Origin of the sequence: Beijerinckia mobilis (genome assembly GCF_000745425.1) — a bacterium.
Taxonomy (GTDB): Bacteria; Pseudomonadota; Alphaproteobacteria; order Rhizobiales; family Beijerinckiaceae; genus Beijerinckia; species Beijerinckia mobilis.
Map to the genome: position 1 here is coordinate 1 of NZ_JQJH01000020.1, position 21,738 is coordinate 21,738.

Annotated in this window: 19 protein-coding genes and 1 pseudogene; 8 read left to right on the plus strand and 12 right to left on the minus strand. The window is 58.3% G+C overall.

What is annotated here, in order from left to right; all coding sequences use genetic code 11:
- A partial coding sequence (gene tuf, locus DL88_RS14225; RefSeq protein WP_034997158.1) for an elongation factor Tu occupies positions 1-1,110 on the plus strand: 1,110 nt, incomplete at its 5' end.
- A 301-nt stretch (positions 1,111-1,411) separates the two neighbouring features.
- Here the strand turns inward: tuf and DL88_RS14230 are convergent.
- Positions 1,412-1,615, minus strand: coding sequence for a hypothetical protein (locus DL88_RS14230; protein WP_156971117.1), 204 nt, complete (start codon positions 1,613-1,615; stop codon positions 1,412-1,414).
- Between the two features lie 210 nt (positions 1,616-1,825).
- Between DL88_RS14230 and parC the strand changes: the two genes are divergently transcribed.
- From parC to DL88_RS14245, 3 genes are all read left to right on the plus strand, one after another.
- Positions 1,826-4,099, plus strand: a complete 2,274-nt coding sequence (parC, locus tag DL88_RS14235) for a DNA topoisomerase IV subunit A (RefSeq protein ID WP_084705198.1) — start codon at positions 1,826-1,828, stop codon at positions 4,097-4,099.
- Positions 4,100-4,252: 153 nt separating this feature from the next.
- Entirely contained in the window at positions 4,253-5,752 is a 1,500-nt protein-coding gene (locus DL88_RS14240; RefSeq protein ID WP_034997319.1) for a mannitol dehydrogenase family protein, read from the plus strand.
- Positions 5,733-6,341, plus strand: a complete 609-nt coding sequence (locus tag DL88_RS14245) for an alpha-ketoglutarate-dependent dioxygenase AlkB family protein (protein ID WP_034997322.1) — start codon at positions 5,733-5,735, stop codon at positions 6,339-6,341. Before DL88_RS14240 ends, DL88_RS14245 begins: the two co-directional genes overlap by 20 nt.
- A 15-nt stretch (positions 6,342-6,356) precedes the next feature.
- Here the strand turns inward: DL88_RS14245 and DL88_RS14250 are convergent, their stop codons facing one another.
- Positions 6,357-7,124 (minus strand): sulfite exporter TauE/SafE family protein, encoded by a 768-nt coding sequence (locus tag DL88_RS14250; protein WP_034997422.1) that lies wholly within the window; start codon positions 7,122-7,124, stop codon positions 6,357-6,359.
- On the opposite strand from DL88_RS14250, the gene DL88_RS20400 reads away from it, so the two are divergent.
- On the plus strand, positions 7,111-7,461 hold the full coding sequence (locus DL88_RS20400; protein WP_156971118.1) for a hypothetical protein: 351 nt from the start codon (positions 7,111-7,113) through the stop codon (positions 7,459-7,461). The genes DL88_RS14250 and DL88_RS20400 overlap by 14 nt on opposite strands.
- A 45-nt stretch (positions 7,462-7,506) precedes the next feature.
- Here DL88_RS20400 and DL88_RS14255 read toward each other — a convergent pair.
- From DL88_RS14255 to DL88_RS14265, 3 genes and pseudogenes are all read right to left on the minus strand, one after another.
- A pseudogene (locus tag DL88_RS14255) lies at positions 7,507-7,805 on the minus strand (ArsR/SmtB family transcription factor); the annotation flags it as partial.
- A gap of 42 nt (positions 7,806-7,847) precedes the next feature.
- Positions 7,848-8,780 carry an MBL fold metallo-hydrolase gene (locus DL88_RS14260; RefSeq protein ID WP_084705200.1) on the minus strand — a complete coding sequence of 311 codons (933 nt, stop codon included), beginning with the start codon at positions 8,778-8,780 and terminating at the stop codon, positions 7,848-7,850.
- 10 nt (positions 8,781-8,790) lie between these two features.
- Complete coding sequence (locus tag DL88_RS14265; RefSeq protein ID WP_084705201.1) at positions 8,791-9,540, minus strand: peroxiredoxin; 750 nt, start codon at positions 9,538-9,540, stop codon at positions 8,791-8,793.
- A gap of 107 nt (positions 9,541-9,647) precedes the next feature.
- Between DL88_RS14265 and DL88_RS14270 the strand changes: the two genes are divergently transcribed.
- Complete coding sequence (locus tag DL88_RS14270) at positions 9,648-10,925, plus strand: NAD(P)/FAD-dependent oxidoreductase (RefSeq protein ID WP_051955993.1); 1,278 nt, start codon at positions 9,648-9,650, stop codon at positions 10,923-10,925.
- An 87-nt stretch (positions 10,926-11,012) separates the two neighbouring features.
- On the opposite strand, the gene DL88_RS14275 is transcribed toward DL88_RS14270, so the two are convergent.
- Positions 11,013-11,714: a pirin family protein gene (locus DL88_RS14275; protein WP_034997325.1), complete on the minus strand. Its 702-nt coding sequence runs from the start codon at positions 11,712-11,714 to the stop codon at positions 11,013-11,015.
- A gap of 143 nt (positions 11,715-11,857) precedes the next feature.
- Here DL88_RS14275 and DL88_RS14280 point away from each other — a divergent pair, with 143 nt between their 5' ends.
- Positions 11,858-12,805: a LysR family transcriptional regulator gene (locus tag DL88_RS14280; protein ID WP_034997327.1), complete on the plus strand. Its 948-nt coding sequence runs from the start codon at positions 11,858-11,860 to the stop codon at positions 12,803-12,805.
- 79 nt (positions 12,806-12,884) lie between these two features.
- Here the strand turns inward: DL88_RS14280 and DL88_RS14285 are convergent, their stop codons facing one another.
- Together DL88_RS14285 and wrbA are read right to left on the minus strand one after the other, a co-directional pair.
- Positions 12,885-13,505, minus strand: coding sequence for a YceI family protein (locus tag DL88_RS14285; protein ID WP_034997330.1), 621 nt, complete (start codon positions 13,503-13,505; stop codon positions 12,885-12,887).
- 35 nt (positions 13,506-13,540) lie between these two features.
- Positions 13,541-14,140 carry an NAD(P)H:quinone oxidoreductase gene (gene wrbA, locus DL88_RS14290; protein ID WP_034997332.1) on the minus strand — a complete coding sequence of 200 codons (600 nt, stop codon included), beginning with the start codon at positions 14,138-14,140 and terminating at the stop codon, positions 13,541-13,543.
- Between the two features lie 385 nt (positions 14,141-14,525).
- Here wrbA and DL88_RS20590 point away from each other — a divergent pair, with 385 nt between their 5' ends.
- Positions 14,526-14,693, plus strand: coding sequence for a hypothetical protein (locus DL88_RS20590; RefSeq protein WP_169741588.1), 168 nt, complete (start codon positions 14,526-14,528; stop codon positions 14,691-14,693).
- Positions 14,694-14,730: 37 nt separating this feature from the next.
- Here DL88_RS20590 and DL88_RS14295 read toward each other — a convergent pair whose 3' ends face one another.
- From DL88_RS14295 to rbbA, 4 genes are all read right to left on the minus strand, one after another.
- Positions 14,731-16,290, minus strand: coding sequence for a S10 family peptidase (locus DL88_RS14295; RefSeq protein ID WP_034997333.1), 1,560 nt, complete (start codon positions 16,288-16,290; stop codon positions 14,731-14,733).
- A 148-nt stretch (positions 16,291-16,438) separates the two neighbouring features.
- Positions 16,439-17,611: a patatin-like phospholipase family protein gene (locus DL88_RS14300; protein WP_034997334.1), complete on the minus strand. Its 1,173-nt coding sequence runs from the start codon at positions 17,609-17,611 to the stop codon at positions 16,439-16,441.
- Positions 17,612-17,785: 174 nt separating this feature from the next.
- A complete protein-coding gene (locus DL88_RS14305) occupies positions 17,786-18,877 on the minus strand; it encodes an ABC transporter permease (protein ID WP_245270855.1) in 1,092 nt (363 codons plus the stop codon).
- 112 nt (positions 18,878-18,989) lie between these two features.
- Entirely contained in the window at positions 18,990-21,734 is a 2,745-nt protein-coding gene (gene rbbA / locus DL88_RS14310; RefSeq protein ID WP_034997335.1) for a ribosome-associated ATPase/putative transporter RbbA, read from the minus strand.
- Positions 21,735-21,738: the final 4 nt, after the last annotated feature.

Below are 21,738 nucleotides of genomic sequence, written 5' to 3' on the forward strand. Positions count from 1 at the left end.
TTGACGGCGGCGATCACCAAGGTTCTTGCGGAAGCGGGCGGCGCGACGTTCACGGCCTATGACCAGATCGACAAGGCGCCGGAGGAGAAGGCGCGCGGCATCACGATTTCGACGGCGCATGTTGAATATGAGACGCCGAAGCGCCACTACGCGCATGTCGACTGCCCCGGCCACGCGGACTATGTGAAGAACATGATCACCGGCGCGGCGCAGATGGACGGCGCGATCCTGGTGGTTTCGGCGGCCGATGGCCCGATGCCGCAGACGCGCGAACACATCCTTCTGGCGCGCCAGGTCGGCGTTCCGGCTCTGGTGGTGTTCCTGAACAAGGTCGACATGGTCGACGATGCCGAGCTTCTGGAACTCGTCGAACTGGAAGTGCGCGAGCTTCTGTCGAAATACGACTTCCCCGGCGACGACATTCCGATCACCAAGGGCTCGGCTCTGTGTGCGCTCGAAAACCGCAATCCGGAAATCGGCCATGACGCGGTTCTGGCGCTGATGCAGACGGTGGATGATTACATTCCGCAGCCGGAACGTCCGGTCGATCTGCCGTTCCTGATGCCGGTTGAAGACGTGTTCTCGATCTCCGGCCGCGGTACGGTGGTGACGGGCCGCGTCGAGCGCGGCATCATCAAGGTCGGCGAGGAAATCGAAATCGTTGGCCTGAAGCCGACGGTGAAGACGACGGTGACGGGCGTCGAAATGTTCCGCAAGCTGCTCGATCAGGGCCAGGCGGGCGACAATATCGGCGCGCTGCTGCGCGGTACCAAGCGCGAGGATGTTGAGCGTGGCCAGGTCCTGTGCAAGCCCGGCTCGGTGAAGCCGCATACGAAGTTCAAGGCGGAAGCCTATATTCTGACCAAGGATGAAGGTGGCCGTCATACGCCGTTCTTCACCAATTACCGTCCGCAATTCTACTTCCGCACGACCGATGTGACGGGTGTGGTGACGCTGCCGGAAGGCACGGAAATGGTGATGCCGGGCGATAATGTGACGATGGACGTGGAACTGATCGTTCCGATCGCTATGGAAGAAAAGCTGCGCTTCGCTATCCGCGAAGGTGGTCGTACCGTCGGCGCCGGCGTCGTCGCTTCCATCACGGAATAAGCTTCTGGCGGCCGGTAATACGGCCGCCACTTCGGTTTCAAAAATAAAGCCCGGTGCTGCAAAGCATCGGGCTTATTTATTTCCGGTTGAGGCTTGTCCACGTCTGCGGGCGTCGGCTTGCTGGCGGACTTCCCTGAGGCCAATGGATTGACATCAGGGAGATTGGGTAAAGGCTGATGGTGACGAAGTGAGCGGCGTGAACGGAAAAAGCAACATTTCATTCCTTCAAAGCCGTTCAGGGATTTGAAGAACTGCTCGCAACCACTTGGAAATGCAATGTTGGCAGGTGCTCTTCGTGGTCTCAGCGATCCGAGCAGACGAGGCGGATTTCCTTGCGTGTCACGCCATAGCCTTCATCGAGCGACACTTCCTGATTGACGCAACCCGCCGGCGCGATCTCGCTGGCGTGTGCCTCGACCGTCTCGATACGGGGATTGACCAGAACAAAGGCAACGGCAATAGCGCTGAGGAACACAGCGGTAAGAAGGGCAACCGTCTTGAACATTGGGGAGATATTCCAGCGGGAGCGCAGATCATGCGCTGAATGACCCAAGGGTCCGATCATTGGTGTTTATCTATGGCCAAGCCGAAAATCCCGCTAGTGCTGGCGAGCAACACTGGTCAATACAATGAAGCATATTTAATAAATTCTTCCATCCCCATCGGAACAAACTACGAACTTGCCTGGAATGCGCTGCTCGTTTAGGCGTTCGGCATGGCCAAGACTCCCTCCCGCACCCCCGCAAGTTCACGCACAGCGCCTCCGGCGCCGCCAATGGGCGGAACGGATCCCATCAATCTGCGCGAGGCGCTCGAGGAGCGCTATCTCGCCTATGCGTTGTCGACGATCACCGGGCGTGCTCTGCCCGACGCGCGCGATGGGCTGAAGCCGGTCCATCGCCGCATTCTCTACGGCATGCAGATTCTGCGGCTCGATCCCGGCACGGCCTTCAAGAAATGCGCGAAGATCGTCGGCGATGTCATGGGTTCGTTTCATCCGCATGGCGATCAGGCGATCTATGACGCCCTCGTGCGCCTCGCGCAGGATTTCTCCTCGCGTTATCCGCTCGTCGACGGTCAGGGCAATTTCGGCAATATCGACGGTGATTCGGCGGCTGCCTATCGCTATACCGAAGCACGGATGACCGAGATCGCGCGGCTTCTGCTCGAAGGCATCGACGAGGACGCGATTGATTTTCGCGAAAATTATTCGGGGGATCAGAAGGAGCCGGTGGTTCTGCCCGCCGCGCTGCCCAATCTCCTCGCCAATGGCGCTCAGGGCATTGCAGTGGGCATGGCGACTTCGATCCCGCCGCATAATCTCGCCGAGCTTTGCGATGCCGCGCTCTATCTCATCCAGCACAAGAGTGCGACCAGCGATCAATTGCTGACCTTCGTGCGCGGGCCGGACTTTCCCACCGGCGGCATACTCGTCGATTCCCCTGAGTCGATTGCCGAGACTTATCGCACCGGGCGCGGGGCCTTTCGTGTGCGGGCGCGCTGGGCCAGGGAGGAGGGCACGCGCGGCACCTATGTGATCGTCGTCACCGAAATCCCCTATATGGTGCAGAAGTCGCGGCTGATCGAAAAGCTCGCGGAACTGCTCAACGACAAGAAACTGCCTCTCGTCGCGGATATCAGGGATGAATCGGCTGAGGATGTCCGGATCGTCATCGAACCCAAGAGCCGTTCGGTCGAGCCCGAACTCCTCATGGAATCCCTGTTCAAGCTGACCGAACTCGAAACGCGGTTCCCGGTGAATATGAACGTCCTCGTCGATGGGGTCGTGCCGCGTGTCGTTTCTCTCGACGAGGCCTTGCGCCAATGGCTCGACCATCGCCGCGAGGTGTTGTTGCGCCGTTCGCGCCATCGCCTTGCCGAAATCGAGCGCCGGCTCGAAATGCTCGCCGGCATGCTGATCGTCTTTCTCAATCTCGATGAAGTCATCCGCATCATCCGCGAGGAGGATGAACCGAAGGAAGTCCTCAAGGCCACATTCACACTGACCGATCTTCAGGCCAATTACATCCTCGATACGCGTCTGCGCAGTCTACGCCGCCTTGAGGAAATGGAATTGCGCCGTGAGCACGAGAAGCTCGAAAAGGAGAAAAGCGATCTCGAAGAACTGCTTGCGAGCGAAACCAAGCAGTGGAAGGAGATCTCCGGCCAGATCCGCGATTTGAAGAAACGCTATGGCGAGACGACCGAGCTTGGACGCCGCCGCACGACATTCGGTGACATTCCCGATGTCGGTTCCGTCGATGTCACCGCGCTCATCGAGCGCGAGCCCGTGACCGTCATCGTTTCCGAGAAGGGCTGGATACGCGCCTTGAAGGGGCATGTTGCCGATCTCTCGACTTTGGCTTTCAAGGGCGATGACCAACTGGCCTTTCATTTCTTCGCCGAAACGACATCGAAGATCCTGGTGTTTGCGAGCGACGGCAAGGTGTTTACACTCGATGCCGCGAAACTGCCGGGTGGACGTGGCCACGGCGAGCCGATACGTCTGATGATCGATCTCGGGGAAGGGGAAGCGATCACGGAGGTCCTTCCCTATCAGCCGGATACGAAATTGCTGCTGGCTGCTTCCGACGGACGCGGTTTCATTGTCGATGAGAATGATCTGATCGGCACGACACGCAAGGGCAAACAAGTGCTGAGCTGCGACGAGCCGGCACGCATGACTCTCGTGGTGCCGGCGGCCGGCGATCACCTCGCCATCATCGGTGAGAATCGCAAGCTCCTGATTTTCCCGCTCATCCAGATTCCGGAAATGACGCGCGGCAAAGGTGTCCGTCTGCAGAAATACAAGGATGGCGGCGTGAGCGACGCGAAAGCAATCGTTCTCGATACTGGCCTGTCCTGGCTGGATCCGGCGGGCAGGACCCAGACTGTCGCCAAGGTGGATCTGAATGACTGGCTCGGAGAGCGGGGCGATGCCGGACGCCTGCCGCCGCGCGGCTTTCCGAAGAACAACAAATTTACATGAAGATGATCCGTTTTGAGATGGGCTGATGCAGTGATCCTTCGGAAACCCTTTTTGCCGAGGAACCATGGTGGTTCTGGCGAATTGCTTCGCGGTCGAGCGTCAGGATATGCGGGCAGGATAGGGCGCCCTCAATGGGTGCCATGAGGTTATGCAATGACATGCGAACTTTCTCTCGCGACGCTCGATCAAGTGGCGTCGCGGGTTGCGATCCCAGCCTATGCGCGTCAGGATCTCTCTGCCGGTATTCTGCATTTCGGCGTCGGCAATTTTCACCGGGCGCATCAGGCGGTCTATCTCGATGACCTGTTCAATCTGGGGCAGGACCGCGACTGGGCGATTATCGGCGCTGGAGTCTTGCCTTCCGACCAGGTGATGCGTGAAAAGCTTTCGTCGCAGGATTGGCTGACCACAATCGTTGAGCAGGATAACAGCCGGACTGCCGCCCGCGTGACCGGTGCGATGATCGATATGCTGCCGGTTGGCGATCTGTCGGCGATTGTCGCTAAACTCGCCGACCCGGCCATACGCATCGTGACCATGACGATTACCGAGGGTGGCTATTTTCTCGATGCCAATAGCCGGTTCAATCCCGCGCATCCGGCGATTGTCGCGGACGCTTCGGAACCACAGGCGCCGAAGACAATATTCGGTCTCATCGTCGCTGGCCTGAAGGCGCGCAGGGAGCAGAATATTGCGCCGTTCACCATCGCTTCCTGCGACAACATTCCGCATAATGGCGAGGTGACACGTAGCGCCGTCACTGAACTCGCGCGTCTTTCCGATCCGGATTTTGCCAATTGGATCGATGCCAATGTCTCCTTTCCAAATGCGATGGTCGATCGCATCACACCGGCGACGGGGGAGGCCGATAGAGTCAGCGTGCGGGAGGATTTCGGTATCGAGGACCGGGCCCCGGTCTATTGCGAGCAATTCCGGCAATGGGTGATTGAGGACAAATTCCCCGGCGGCCGTCCCGCTCTGGAAAAGGTCGGCGTCCAGTTCGTGCTCGACGTCTCACCTTATGAACTCATGAAGATCCGCATTCTCAACGGCGGCCATGCGGCCATCGCCTATCCAGCGGCATTGCTCGACATTCATTTCGTTCACGAGGCGATGGAAGATCCACTTATCCGGGCCTTTCTCGGCAAGCTGGAATGTGAGGAAATCATTCCTGTGGTGCCGCCGGTGCCGCATACAGATATCGAGGCCTATTACCACGCGATCGAATGGCGTTTCTCGAACCGGCGTGTTGGCGACACGATTACCCGGCTGGCGCAGGATGGATCGAACCGGCAACCGAAATTCATCCTTCCGACCACGAAGGACAGGCTGGCGCGCGGGGAAGATGTCGTCGGTCTCTCGCTGGTGTCTGCTTTGTGGTGCCGGTATTGCGCGGGATCCTCGGAGAGCGGCCATGCATTGGTTCTTGAGGATGCCCTTGCCGGAGCGCTGCGAGAGGCGGCACTAGCCGCCAGGACCGATCCATCGGCCTTTCTCGCTCTTGAGGAGATTTTTGGTGCTCTCGGCCATTCCGACCTGTTTTCCCGCCGTTTCGCCCATGCACTCCAAACGCTTTGGCGACAGGGAACGCGGGAGACATTGCAACTTTATCTTGACGATCGCTTGAGTGAGGATGCCGGGACAAACCTTTGAAATAGCCGCCCGCCTCTCGTTGCCGGACGCCGACATACGCTATGCGCCTGTCTTCGATATGGGTGCGCGCGCCGAGGAATTGTTGCGGGCTCTGATCGATGAAACACCCTGGCGGCAGGATCCGATCATCCTGTGGGGAAAATCAATGCTGCAGCCGAGGCTCATCGCCTGGTATGGCGACCCTGGCTGTGTCTATCGCTATTCCGGGCTGAGTCTTGTGCCCTTGCCTTGGACGGAACGGCTGGCGGCCCTAAAGAGCCACGTCGAATGCACAGTCGGTTATCGCTTCAACAGTGTGCTCGTCAATTATTACCGGGATCACAAGGATAGTATGGGATTTCACAGCGATGACGAAAAGGAACTCGGTCCCCAACCCGTCATCGCTTCCGTGAGCCTCGGCGCCGAACGGGTCTTCGTGCTGAAGAGCCGGCGTGATACTGAGGCGAGACCATTCCGGCTGAAACTTGCGAGCGGCAGCCTGTTGCTGATGCAGGGGAATACGCAGGCCAATTATAAACATGGCATTCCCCGGCAATCGTCCGTGCTTGGACCGCGGATCAATCTGACCTTCCGTCGGATCCTCGTTTGAGAACGTGTGTCTTGATCACATGAAATTTTGCACGCTGCGATAGAGCACGTAAGCGGCAACACCGAAGATCAGGATCGAAAAGGCCTTGTTGAGGGCTCCTTTGTAGCGGGAAAGGTAGAGCGCTGCCTTGACGCCCAAATAGGCTCCGAGAAAACCGCCGGCCATGAATTCAACGGCAATGCGCCAGTCGATAAGGCCGGAAAAGGCATAGTTGATAGCGGTTGTCAGACCGAATGTGCCGACGGCGAGAAGCGATGTCGCCGCCGCATTGATCATCGGCATGCCGGTAGCGAGCACTAGCCCCGGAACGACGAGAACACCGCCGCCAATGCCAAAGAAACCGGCGGCGATGCCGACGGCGAAAGCCGCGAGAACAATGGTCGAAAAGCGTGTCTCGGAATCGGCGTTGAGCTTTTCGGCGCGGATTGGTTTCAGCATTGTCAGGCCGATGCCGATCATGGCGAAGCCGAACAGGAAGACCACCTTGTCGCCATTCAGCGATTTGCCGAGTGTCGAGCCGATATAGGCGCCCACCATGCCGATGAGCGCGAACAGGATGGCTTCACGCCAGCGTATGCGGCCGGTTCCCATCTGGCTCAGGAAACTGACATAAGCATTGACGGAAACGGCGACGGCGCCCGTGCCGATCGCCACATGCGCGGGAGCGATGCCGACCAGATAGATCAGCAATGGCGTCGCGAGAACCGATCCTCCTCCCCCGACGACGCCGAGAGAGAAACCGGAGAAACCGCCGGAAAGAAAGGCGAGTATGTCCCGCAGCATGATCCTGCTTTCTGCACAGTTTGATTGGAAGGCGAAAAATGGGTTTGTATTCGCGAACGGAAGGAAACTTTTCATTCCATTTGCGGGTTTTTGGCTACGTTTTGAGGTCTCCAAGCGTTGCGGTAAAATAGGAACATCTGCAAAGGTTCCAACCGCTCGGCTATGCGACTCAAATCGCTATAGCGCTGGAGCATTTCCCGATAATGTTGAATCGCTTCGCGATTCCATCATTTTGAAAATGCGCTCTCTTTTGATTGAGCGTTTCGAAAACATCCGAAACGTCCTACGTCTGCTGTTCGATCCGCGCGAATACGGCAGCGGCACCAAGGCGGTTTAATGGTTTGTCGCGCTTTTCCTCGGGGCAGGGCAATATGCCCTGCAGAATACCCGGCAAGACATGGAGGAGTACGAGAACCCTTTGATCGCCGAGACGGTAGAATACCTGTTTGGCTTCCCTACGCGCTTCCACAAGCCCGGTGTCGCGAAGTTCCGCCAATTGTTGCGATAGCGTCGGCTGTTTGATGCCCAGTGTGTTTTCGAGGTCGCCGACGGAAAATTCACCGGCAGCGAGCATTGCAACAATCATCAGGCGGTTCGGATTGGCGAGAACCTTGAACAATTCGCCGGCGCTCTCGGCATCCTTGCGTGAGAGGGACGACGCCGAGGAAGACGACAAGCCATCATCTGAAAGCGTGGATGGTGAAGTATTCATGGTTCTGCCGCCTACCAATTGGCTCCGGGGAAGGCATTCACCGGGATCTTCAGATAGTGACGGTGATTGTCTTCCGCAGGCGGCAATTGGCCGGCATTGATATTGACCTGAAGAGACGGAAGCAGCAGACGCGGCATCGGCAGGGTGCTGTCGCGTTTCGTGCGCAAGGCGACGAATTCGCTCTCGCTCTTGCCGGCGATATGGACATTGTGGCGTTTCTGCTCGCCGATCGTGCTCTCCCATTGCGGCTCGCGGCCCTCGGGATAATCATGGCCGGTGAAGACACGGGTTTCGTCGGGCAAAGTGAGTAGAGTTTCGATGGAATGCCACAATTGGGCAGCATCGCCGCCGGGAAAATCGGCGCGGGCCGTGCCAGAGTGCGGCATGAATAAAGTATCATGAACGAAGACGGCATCACCGATCAGAAACGTCATCGATGCCGGTGTATGGCCCGGCGACGAGATGATTTTCGCTTCCAGTTCGCCAATCCGCACGCTCTCACCATCCTTCAGCAGATGGTCCCACTGCGAGCCGTCGGCGGCGAATTGCGGCCAATTGTAAATCGTCTTCCAGAATTCCTGCACTTTCACGACGCCTTCGCCGATCCCTACCGGCACGCCAGTCTTGTCCCGTAGATAGGCGGTCGCCGAAAGATGATCCGCATGGGGATGCGTATCAAAGATCCAGACCAGATTCAGATTGTGCTTTTGTATATGGTCGAGAAGCGCGTCAGCATTCCTGGTCGCGGTCGAGCCGGATTTGTCATCATAATCCAGAACCGGATCGATGATGGCGCAGGCCCGGGTCGTCGGGCAGGTGACGATATATTGCACGCTGCCGGTCACGGGATCATAGATGGCATCGACGAGCGGATTCGCCGCCGGATGAGCGACCGCCGCATCGGAGGGCAGGGACGTTTCTGAACGGGCGAGAACGGAGCTCATGGTCGTTTCCTCACAGTTTGCGAAGACGAAAATACCAGTCGTGGCCGGGCTGGTCATGAAAGGCCGGATCGGCCGATGTCATTGCCGCATCGAGTAGCGGCATATCGAAAACGGGGTCTCCCGAGTTCCATCCTTCCGGAGTGGCGACAGCGGCCTCATCGGAAATCTGCAGAGCCTCGACCGTCCGCAGGATTTCTTCTATCGAGCGGCCTGTGCTCATCGGATACCAGGTGATCAGGCGGATGATGCCTTGCGGATCGATGATGAAGGATGCGCGCACGGTTGAACTATCGGCCGATTCCGGATGGATCATGCCGTAGGCGCTGGCGATAACCATCGACGGATCCTCGATGATTGGAAAAGGAATGGTCACACCGAAACGGTCCCTGATCGAACGTACCCAGGCGATATGTGCAAACAGACTGTCGATGGAGAGGGCGAGCAGATCGCATTGCAGCGCCTGAAACCTCTCATAGGCATGGGCAAAAGCGATGAACTCACTTGTGCAGACCGGGGTGAAATCCGCCGGATGGGAAAAGAAGACGAGCCAGCGGCCGCGATAATCGGCAAGCGCACGCTCCCCCATCGTCGAGCGCGCGATGAAGAGTGGCGCGGAACTGCCGAGAAGCAGCGGTGCCGCAGCGCGCGCCGGAAATTTGTCACGCAAGGTCTCGTTCAAGGGAAACCTTTCATCGCAGGGCCGTTCACGTTCGAGAGAGATGATCGCGGGCGAGACGATCGGAACGCTTCGTGCTTTCATTTAAAACTTAGATAATTTATATTATGTGAAATCGCAAGTGAAATTATGGCGCGATTCCATACGGCCAAACTCGTTCCGGCCGGCCCTAATCCCCCTAGGAGTTCTTCATGGAGACTATCTCGCTCAGTGCCGCTCCGCCTGAAACCATCTCTCCCGATCTGCGCTGCAAGATTCTCATTATCGGCGGGGGTGCGGGAGGCATCAGCGTCGCCGCCGCCCTGAAAAGGCAGAGGCCGGATCTCGATATTGTCGTCGTCGATCCGTCAGAGCGCCATTTCTATCAGCCAGGCTGGACTCTGGTCGGCGCGGGCGTGAAGACTCCGGCTTCGACCATGCGGCTGGAGAAAAATGTGATACCGAAAGGTGTGCGCTGGCTGCAGACAGACGCCGCCTCCTTTGTGCCGGATGCGAATCTCGTGCGGCTCGGCAATGGCCAGATAATCGCCTATGATTATCTCGTCGTCGCTCCGGGGCTGAAGCTCGAGTGGGACAAGGTCGAAGGTCTGCGCGAGACGCTTGGCCGCAACAATGTCTGCAGCAATTACACTTTCGAGACGGCTTCCTATACGTTCGAATGCGTGAAGGCATTCAAGGGCGGAACAGCCGTGTTCACGCAGCCGCCGATGCCGATCAAATGCGCCGGAGCTCCGCAAAAGGTCCTGTATATGACGGCCGATTACCTGCGCCGTCACAAACGCCTCGCCGACACGCGGCTGGAATTCTGTCTCGCTGGCGATGTTCTCTTCGGCGTTCCCTTCTTCGTGCCCATCTTGCAAAAGACGATGCAGGATTATGGCGCCAACGTGAATTTCAAACATACGCTCACGGCTGTCGATGGCCCTGGCCGGAAGGCCTTTTTCAAGGTTGTTGATTCCGAAGGCAAGACGAGCGAGAAGATCATCACTTTCGACATGCTCCATGTCACGCCGCCGCAAGGACCGGTCGATGTGCTGCGCGTAAGCCCACTCGCCAATGAAGCGGGCTGGCTCGACGTCGATCCGCAGACATTGCGGCATAAGACCTATGCCAATGTCTTTGGGATCGGCGATGCGATGGGAACGACAAACGCCAAGACAGCGGCTGCAGTGCGTATGCAGGTGCCTGTCGTCGTCGGCAATCTTCTCGCCGCGCTCGATGGCAAGGAAATGAAGCAGGTTTACGATGGTTACGGAGCCTGTCCGCTCACAGTCGCTTATGGCAAGATCGTCCTGGCGGAATTCCTCTACGGCGGCAAGGTGGCTCCGAGCTTTCCTCTGGATCCACGCGTTCCGAGCCGTTTCTCCTGGTTCCTCAAGACCCAGGTGATGCCGATGCTCTATTGGCATCAGATGCTCGGCGGCTATAAATTCGATGTCGGCCACCGCGAGAGGACCTATTCCTCCTGACGAGCGTGAGCCGTTCGAAGCGACATACAGGAAACCAAACGGTTTCAAATGGAAAGGGGCGCTGGTTGCGCCCCTTTCATGTTTTCGTCAGGCTGCCGCATCCACGAGCACGATTTCGCTATCCTCGATCGCCTTCAGATGAAGGGTTTCGATCTCGCTGACGGCGGCGCCGTCCCGCGCGCCGACCCGAGTGCCTTCGATCTCGACCGCGCCTGTCGCCGGCACGAGATAGGCCACACGCTCCTTGCCCAGGGGATAATCGATACTCTGTCCGGCTTTCAGGGTTGCGCCGAGAACGCGAGCATCCGTATGGATCGGCAGGGCATCAGTGTCGTTCTCATAGCCCGAGGCCAGCGTCACCAGGCGTCCGGCGCGGTCGGTTTTGGGAAACGGCCGCGAACCCCAGCTCGGAGCATGTCCGCGTTTCGTCGGCTGGATCCAGATCTGGAAGATCTGTGTATCCTCTCTTTCCCGATTATATTCGCTGTGCATGATGCCGGTACCCGCCGACATGACCTGTACGTCGCCGGCCTCGGTGCGTCCATGATTGCCGAGATTGTCCTGATGCGTGATGGCGCCCTTGCGGACATAGGTGATGATTTCCATGTCCCGATGCGGATGAGGCGGAAAGCCGGTATTGGGTGCGATCGTATCGTCGTTCCATACCCGCAGATTGCCCCAATGCACGCGAGATGGATCATAATATTCGGCGAAGGAAAAATGGTGCTTCGCCTTGAGCCAGCCGTGATCGGCGCCGCCGAGATTGTTGAAGGGTCTGATATCGATCATATCGGTCACTTTCCGTTTCAGCGGGCCGGTCTCCCGCGCTTACTTGGCGCTGCAACCGGCCCCCTTGTCCTGGACCAAAAGATAGGGCAGAGGTGTCTGGCATAAAATAGAAACGATGGAAATGCATCGATGCCGGAAATGTCATGACGCGCCTTCCCGATCTGGAAGCCTGGGCCATTTTCGCGAAGGTCGTGGAAACCGGTTCATTCGCCCGTGCCGCCGAGGAATTGCAGCTTTCGAAGCCGACGGTTTCCAAGGCGATCACCCGTCTCGAGCAGCGGCTCGGCACACCGCTCCTGCACCGCACCTCCCGCCAGCTCTCCTTGACCGAGACGGGCCGTGGCGCGCTCGATCATGCCAACCGGCTGTTGGCGGAGGGTGAGGCGGCAGAAGCGGAGGCCTGCGAGCAGACAGTGACACCGCGCGGTATCGTCCGGCTTGCCGCGCCGATGACTTTCGGGATCATGCATCTTGCGCCCGTCTTGCCGGGATTTCTCGCGGCCTATCCCGATGTCGAACTCGTCACCGATTTCAGCGATACGCTCGTCGATCTCGTCGGCGGCGGCTATGATGTGGCGCTGCGGATCGCCGCGCTTTCGGATTCATCGCTGCGCGCGCGCAAATTATGCGGCATCCGGACGTTCATCATCGGCGCGCCGTCCTATCTCGACAGAAAGGGACGTCCCGCGCATCCGCGCGATCTCGAATCCTATGAGACTTTTCTCTATTCCAACGTGCCGGCGCCGGGCGTATGGCGGCTGAATCATGCACAGGAAGGGGATTATGTCATAACACCGCCGGCGAGGCTCACCGCCAACAATGGCGAGGCGTTCATGCCAGCCCTTGTTGATGGGCTTGGCCTTGCCGTCCTGCCGGAATTCATGGTCTGGCGCGAACTCGCGGACGCGAGGCTCGAGATCGTCCTGCCGGATTGGCATGTCATGCCGCCGATCGCCCTGAATCTGGTGACGCCGCCGGGGATTCTGCGTCCGGCACGGGTCACGGCTTTGCTTGATTATCTCGGCAAATGTTTCGCTGCCGCGCCCTGGGCGCAACCCCTGCCGACAAGCAAAGCGCGGTATCATGAATGATGATACCGCGCTCTCATGCGTCCAATTTCTTATGGTAATGATGCAGGGTGTTGAAACGATGACCCGTGAGCGGGTGTCATCAGTCTTTCAGTTCGAATGCGCCGGCGATCCGCAGATGAACCTGATCACCGATCAAGGGCAGATAGGTTTCGATCTTGAAATCGCTGCGCTTGATCGTTCCCGTCGCATCAAAACCGACAGTATACTTCTTGTTCAGTGGATTGATACCGGCACCGATGAAGTGAACGTCGAGAGTCGCTGGCTTCGTCACGCCATGCAATGTGAGCGAACCGGTGACGATTGCGTGGTCATTGCCCTTGAGTTCAACCTTGCTCGACGTGAAGACGGCGTTGGGAAATTGCGCCGTGTCGAACCATTGTGATCCCTTCAACTCGTCCGTCAGCTTGGCGCTGGTGGTCTGGATCGAGGCGACCGGGATCGTGACATCGAGGTGCGAGGCCGAAGGCTTTTTCGCATCGAGATCAAGCGTGCCGCTGACATCCGAAAAAATTCCGGAATAATCGGTGAAACCGATATGCCTTACGGAGAACAGGACCTGTGTATGGTTCGGGTCGACGGCAAAACTGCCACCCTTCACTTCCGATGGCTTGGTGATTGTTTGCGCCGCGACCGGTGTGAGGGCGAGCCCCGCGATCAAAAGGGCGGTTTTCAGGCCAAAAAGAACGAATGCGGGTTTCATAGCATTGATTTCCAGTTGAGACGGGGACGGTCAGTTCATGCGTGGAGTTTCGTGGCGATTTGCGCCACGTGATTGCCGAGAAATTTTCCCGCCTCCAGTTCATTGGCGTTGACGGGGCGCGATCCGTCGCCATTGGCGAGCGTCGTCGCGCCATAGGGCGATCCGCCTGTGATCTCGTCCATCTTCATCTGACCAGCGAAACTATAGGGAAGGCCGGTGATGACCATGCCATGATGCAGAAGATTGGTGAGGAGAGAGAATAATGTCGTTTCCTGCCCGCCATGCTGAACGGCGGTGGAGGTAAAGACAGCGCCAACCTTGCCGATCAGAGCGCCTTTCATCCAGAGGCCGCCGGTCATGTCCCAGAAATTGGCCATTTGCGACGGCAGCCGCCCGAAACGAGTCGGCGCGCCGACGATGATCGCATCATAATCGGTAAGTTCATCCGGAGTGGCGATGGGCGCGCTCTGGTCGAGCTTGAAATAATGCGCTTTGGCAATTGCTTCAGGCACGAGTTCCGGCACGCGTTTGACGGTGGCTTCGGCACCAGCCGTGCGTGCGCCTTCCGCTATGGCTTCGGCCAGGGTCTCGATATGGCCATAAGAGGAATAATAGAGGACGAGAACTTTGGTCATGTCAGTCTCCCGCGGAGGCGCCATCGGATTTCTGCCAATAGGCTTTGATGACGCCCCGCAATTCGCTCGGCGCGTCGAGCCGGCCTGATTTCAGGGTCGAAATCGGCGATCGACGTGCTGTTGAGGAGAAGCTAGTCGCGGTCCGGGAGATATAAAATGTAAATGATTGCAATCCACCAGTGCCAATTTTTGCCTATTCAAACGGTCCCGTTGGAGCTCTTGCGTTATTCCCTGGAGTGGAATGGCGGTTAAAGAGACGCGCGGCGCATGGTTTCATGAAATTTGCTATTATCCGCATATCTCTTTGACCCGAACCCGTTTCTCGGGACGGCTCTGCGGAATGCAGCCAGAGCTAGACAGGAATCGGCCTACACAGGAATCGGCAATGACTGTCCTTCAACTGATCGAATTGCTGCAAACCATGCCTGAGGAGGCTGTCGTGCTTCTTGAAGGCGACGGTGCCTTCGCTCGCGTGGCCGGAATCAATCTCGAAAAGAGCGTGACCGTCGGCCTTCCCGATGAAGTCATTCTCTTCACCGATGCCGAGGAATGACCGAGGCGCTCGTTCTGCGAGCGCGATACGCCATCGTCTATTGGCCGCGCACAAGCCGTGCGGCATCGTCGCGAAGGGCGGCGCGGCTTTTTTCCTCGAAATAGAGCATGTGGCCGCCGGGATGAACATTCAGCCGCAGACGGTCGGGATTGCCCATGGGGGCGACCTGATCGAGCAGGAGCTTTGACGCGAAATAAGGCGTCACGACGTCGCTCAATCCATGCACGACGAGCACGCGCATCCGTGGATCGAGCGCCATCGCGCGCTTCAGGTCGGTCATGGATTCCGCTAGGTTGCGGCTATGGCCTGATGTCCATTCCCATCGCCGGTTGACGGCATCGTTCAATATCTCGTAGCGCGCCTCGATCGGCCAATTCAGCCGATGCCCGGTCAGATCCGCCATTGCGGTGGCCAGTGGCGCCCGCAGCGCGTCAAGGATAGGATCGGAATAATCGCTCGAGGCATCATGCGGCGCGGGATCGAACCCCAGAACGCCGGCGTCATAGAGGCTTGCGACCTTGCCTTCGGCCCGGGCGCGCTCGCGCGAAAGGGTTGAAAGATCGATCCGGCCGCCGAGACGCCGCACGAGCGCGGGATCGAGCTCGGTGAAGCTCGCCACTTTCGCCGATATCCGGTCGAGCGCTTCGGGGTCGCGTTCGCCGCGCAAAAGATCGGTAATATAAGGGCCGATCGCATAGGCTTCGACATCCGCGAGATCGGCACGGCTTGCCGCGCGATCCGCCCCGCGTGCCGCGGCGGTTATCGATGGCAGGCGCGTCACGGCGATGAGGGGATTGTTGTCGCCCTCGAACCAGCTGAAATCGAGAACGGGCGAAATCATGATCAGGCCCGAGATACCAATGCCTTCGGTTTCCTGGAGCCGCCGCGCGAGTTTCGGGACACGAAAGCCGCCATAGCTTTCGCCAGCGAGGAATTTCGGACTTTCCAGCCGGTTATAGTTCGTAAGCCATTTGCGGATGACGACGCTCAAAGCATTGATGTCGCCGTTGATGGAATAGAAGCTTTTGCGTGCCTCATCGCTCTTGCCATAAAACCGGCTGTAACCGGTGCCGGGCGGATCGAGAAAGACGAGATCGGCGAAATCGAGCCATGTTTCGGCGTTGGGGACGAGATCGGGCGATAAGGACGGGGCCATGCTATGCGGATCAGCTTCGAGCCGCCACGGTCCCATCGCGCCGAGATTGAGCCAGCCGGACGCGGCGCCCGGGCCGCCGTTGACGGCGAAAATAATGGGCCGATCTTTCGCTTGCGGCCCGTCGAGCAGAAAGGCGGTGAAACTGACATCGGCTTGCGGATCGCCGCTATTACCATCCGATAGCCGGATCGCCCCCGCGATCGCCGTGAAATTCAGGCGCCGCCCGGGCAGGTTGAGCTCATGCGTGGTCGTGACGGGTGGCGGCAGCAGATGCGGTGGCGTCGTATCGCGCGGCGGCTCCGCTTGTCCGCTTGGCTTGTCCGTTTGAGCGTGCGCAGGCATTGGCGCCGCTTGTTCTCCCCACACTGGCGCGAAAGGAAACAAAAGCGACAGGGTGGCAGCCAGCAGGAGATTACGGGAGAACCACCGAGAGAGCCTCATGGCGCGGGATCCTGTGAACGGTGAGGCGGGATTTGAAAGAGTCCCATCCTTCTGCAATCGGGGTTTGTCGTGGTCTTTGCAAGGGTCTCATGCCGAAAGCACGAGGGTATTTCGGCTTCGATTTCAGATTTTCGGGAGGGGCTCGCCGCTATTGAGCAGCGAGAATGGAGGGTTTGGGGCTGGCGGGTGATGTCTGCCAGAAATGGCCCTGCCGCCCGCGCTGATAACCAAGCTCGAACAGGCGCCGCATATGGTCAGTATCGAAGGGGCGTGTATCGGAATTGCCGGCATATTGCGCTTCGATCGAAGTGAGATGGAAACCAATATGATGCGTGCGTGTGTAAAGATAAGTGGCAAGCAGCTTGTTCATGGAGGTACTGCGGAGAAGCGTGCTGAGTGACGTTCTCGTAATCGGCAAGGTGCTGTTCTCGACAACTGCGAAACTCGGATCGATCGTCGTGTTCATGAGAACATAAACATCGCCGCCATCGGTCGGTCTCGGGGTTTGGCTGACCAGCATGCTCGGTGGCAGCACGAAGAAGCTCGTCGTCACGTTGCCATCGACATGCATTTCCTGGAATGTATGCCCCTGGGCCTGCGCATCGATGAGGACTGGCGAAAAGACGAGCGGAATGCTGGCCGAAGCGGTCAGAACCTTGCGGATCAGATCAATGGTATAGGGCGACCCACTGTTGGCGATCGCGCCAATATTCCAGACGACGCCGCGTTGACTGTCGAGATTGGTCGTCACGATGAAGAGACGCCGGCCTTTGCGATGTTCCAGCGCGATTGCCTCGACCATTGGGGCGTCGACGTAACGGGAGACGAGTTCCTGAAGCCGTTGATTGCTGAAGAGCCCATCTTTGAAGATGATCCGGGTGAAATTAGGCGAATCGACGAGCGTCGAAGCGATTCCATCCGTATAAATGGCGCGCAGGGTTTGGTCGTAGGCAGGTCCCAGGAAGGCGAAGGGCGCGATCAGGGCGCCGGTGCTGACACCCGATACGACATTGAATTTCGGCCGCAGCCCGCTTTCGGTCCAGCCATTGAGAATGCCGGCACCATAGGCACCATCGCTGCCACCGCCCGAGAGGGCGAGATAGGAGAAGTGTTCGTTGCGAGCAAGAGCCGGCTTGAAGCTGGCGTCGACAGACTGGCCATCTTCCGGTTCCAAATCCGCCCAGAGACGAACTTTCTGAATGCCCATTGGCAGAGCGTCGCTGGCTTCCGCTTTCGTATAGGGCACGCGGGGCAGCGACGCGCAGCTGGTCAGCAGAAATGAGATCGTCACGCAGGCAGCGGCAAGAAAACGCAGGCGCATGTCGCGTGTCCTTTCAGAACCATCAGTGAGCGTGCTTGGTCGAATAAAACGGCCGGCGGCTCATACTCAAGCCAAAGATAAACCCATTGATGTGGCGGAATCAACCGAATCCGGCGAGAGTGCCTCGTCTTGAGGACCCTTGGACCCGCCGTTGCACAGTGGTGCTGCGGGGCTTCAGCCACCAAAGATGACCTGCCGGAAACGGCGCAGGGAAAACAGGAGATAGACACTGCCGATGACGACGATGGCCACGAGTTCCGGCCAGAGAATCTGCAGGTCGGCGCCGCGATACAGCACCCCCTGAGCGAAGGCGACGAAATGCGGTGTCGGGCTGGTGATCTGCATCCCATAGCGTAACCAGACCGGCATGCTTTCCATCGGTGTGGTGGAACCGGACAATAGCTGCGTGATCATGAGAATGGGAATGACGAGCAGGCCGAATTGGCCCATCGTCGATGTAATGGTTCCCAAAAGGATGCCGAGTGTCGCGACCGTGATCGCATAAATTGCCGCTCCGAAAAGAAACAGTGGAATTGATCCGGTGATCGGAATCTGAAGCCACCATTGGACCACAAAGAGCAGCGACAGTGACGCGGCGCACAGGATCACCAGGCTGTTGGCGATGATCTTGGCTAGCATGATTTCGGCCGGGACGAGCGGCATGACGAGAAGATGCTCGACGGTTCCCTGCTCACGTTCACGGATCAAGGCCGCGCCGGTCAGGATCACCGTCAGCATGGTAATATTGTTGATGACTTGCATCACCGACGTGAACCAGCTCGAATCGAGATTGGGATTGAACAGGACGCGGGTAACGAAATCGACCGGCATGGCGGCCTTTATCTCCCGCGACAAAAGAAATTTGGTGATCTCCGCCGTAACGATATTCTCGATATAGCCGGAGCCATTTCCGGCCTGCGTCATTGCTGTCGCATCGACATTCAATTGCATCGAGGTCGGATGGCCGGTGAGAAGATCCCGTTCGAAACGCGGTGGAATCTCCAGCACGAACACAAGCTGTCCCGCATCCATCATCGGATCGACCTGATCCACGGAGATTTCCACGGCTTTGCGAAACAGCGGCGGCTTCATCACGTCAAGTAACTGACGCGAAAGTGTCGAATGATCTTCGTCGACAATGCCAATGGTCATGTCGCGCGCCTCTGTCGTCGCACCATTGGCGACTGTATAGACCGCGACGCTGAAGGCATAGACAACGAGCACCATCATGATGGGATCAGCGCGAATGCTGCGCAGTTCCTTCATCGTGAGGTAAGAGATGTTTTGGATATGAAGCCACAATTGCGGCCAGAAGGCGCGGCGCGTACCTGTCGTCTCGATCTTTGTCTCTTCCGCCTTCTCTTGCTCCGCAGCCATCTCAGCGCTCCTGCTTGTTCAGGAAACATTGCGCGGCGATGAGGAAAATGATGGCAAAGCCGATCAGCATCGCCATTTCCCGCCACAAATTCGCAAAACCCAGTCCCTTGGTGAAGATACCGACGCTGATTGGCTGATACCAGGCGGCCGGAACTCCGGCGCCGAGGAGCCGCGCGGCTGTCGACATTGACGACACCGGAGTGAGAAAACCCGAAAAATTGACTGCCGGAACGATGCTGATGATCGTGGCGGCGGCGACCGCCGCCACCTGCGTCTTCGTGAAGGTGGAGATCAACTGGCCGAATCCGGTCGTCGATGTCACATACAAAAGGGTTGCGACGACAAGGGTAGGGAACGAGCCTTTGACGGGCACCTGAAACACGGTCGTTGCGAGAATGACCAGAAGAAAAAAACTGACCATGAAAATGGCGATATAGGGTAATTGCTTGCCGACGAGGAATTCGAATTTCGTCGTTGGCGTCGAGCGGAAATTGGCGATCGAGCCGGTTTCCTTCTCGCGGACGACGGCGATCGCCGACATAACGGCCGGTATCAGGATGAGCATCAGCATGATTACGCCAGGCACCATGGCATTGACGCTCTCAAAGGACTGATTGTAGCGAAATCGCGTTTCGATAGAGAGCGGCATGACCGCGAATGTCGGCAATGGACTATGCTGCAACAGATATTGAAAATAGAGAAGAGAAACGCCGTTGACATAGCCGCGTGCTGTTTCCGCACGAAACGGCATGCCGCCATCAATGGTGACGCCGACCTCGGGTGAGCGTCCGGCAAGCAGGTCTCGGCCGAAATCGGGAGGGATCTCGATCGCCAGAGCGAGCTTGCCGCTGCGCAGCCGCAGGTTCTGGTCGGCCAATGAGGTGATCGGCGTTTGTTCCGCGAAATAGCGCGAGCCGGAAAAATGTTCGAGTAGTTCCCGGCTTTCGGGCGTGCGATCCTGATCGAAGGCCGCAAAACGCAGGTTTTCGACATCGAAAGAGATGCCGTAACCAAAGGCGATCATCAGGAGCAGGGGACCGATGAGCGCGAAAGCGAGACGGATGGGATCGCGCAGGATTTCCATGCTTTCGCGCCGCGCATAGGCCCAAAGGCGTCTGGGGTCGAAAAATTGCCGTTTCTGCTGGAGCGTATGCGTTTCTTGGGGCTCAGGCTGGATCGCATCCGGGGCCGCGACGGGCTCGGTTGTTGAGATCCCTGCGGCCTCGGCGAGGTAGCCGATGAAAGCATCCTCGAGAGATTGCGCGTGGCGCTTTTCAACCAGCTCCTGTGGCGCCCCGACGGCGAGCACCTTGCCGGCATGCATCAGCGAGATACGGTCGCAGCGCTCTGCCTCGTTCATGAAATGCGTCGAGAGAAAGATAGTGACGCCTTCATCGCGCGAAAGCGAAATGAGGGAAGTCCAGAATGCGTCGCGCGCGATCGGATCGACGCCCGATGTCGGTTCATCGAGGATCAGCAGTGCCGGCCGATGCAGAACAGCGACCGCGAGCTGCAATCTTTGCCGGATCCCAAGGGAAATGTTCGCGGGATATTCATCGGCGACGCCGGCAAGCTCATAGCGTGCGAGCAGTTCCTGTATGCGTGGGCCGCGTTCTGGCTTCGGAAGGTGATACAGATCGGCATGCAGCTCGAGATTCTGCCGCACTGTCAATTCGCTATAGAGCGAAAAAGATTGCGACATATAGCCCGTATTGCGCCGCATCTCCATGTCGTCGGAACTCATCGGCCGGCCGAACAGTCGGGCGGTGCCGCTGGTGGCGGGCAACAGGCCGGTCAGCATCTTCATCGTGGTCGATTTGCCGCAACCATTCGATCCGAGAAAGCCGAAAATCTCCCCGCGGCCGATCCGGAAGCTCACGTGATCGACGGCGACGAAATTACCGAAACGCCGCGTGAGACCTTCGGCCTCGATCGCCGGCACCTCATTCTCGTCGACGTGTCGCGGGCGTACGACGACCGGCTTGTGTCCTGCTCTTTCCTGTTCAGGAAGCAGGCTGATGAAGGCGGCGTCGAGCGATTGCGTCTTCGTCTGTTCAAGGAGCGCCTTGGGGGTGCCGGTAGCGATCACCTTGCCGCCATCCATGGCGGCCAGCCAGTCGAAACGCGCGGCTTCGTCCATATAGGCGGTGGCGATGATGACATTCATCTGCGGCCGCCGCTGCCGCATCCTGTTGATCAGATCCCAGAACTGACCGCGCGACAAAGGATCGACACCGGTCGTCGGCTCGTCGAGAATGAGAAGGTCCGGATCATGGATCAGCGCGCAGCACAGGCTGAGTTTCTGTTTCATGCCGCCCGACAGTTTCGCCGCCGGACGCTCCATGAAAGGAAAGAGATCGGTCGCCTTCAGCAATATCTCGATGCGTTCATGCCGTTCCTTTTCCGGTTGTCCGAAGAGACGCCCGAAAAAGTCGATATTCTCGAACACGCTGAGCGTCGGATAAAGATTACGCCCGAGCCCTTGCGGCATGTAGGCGATGCGCGCGCAGATCGCCTTGCGATGGGCGCTGTCCGCCATATCGCCATCAAAGACCGTGACATGACCTTGCTGTATCTGCCGAACACCGGCGATGAGTGCCAGCAGGGTCGATTTACCGACGCCGTCTGGACCAATGAGACCCACCATCGAGCGCCCGGGTATATCGATCGTTACCTGATCGAGCGCGGTGCTTTTCCCATAATGGTGGGAGACATTTTCGATCCGAGCGGCGATATTCCCGGTCATGGCG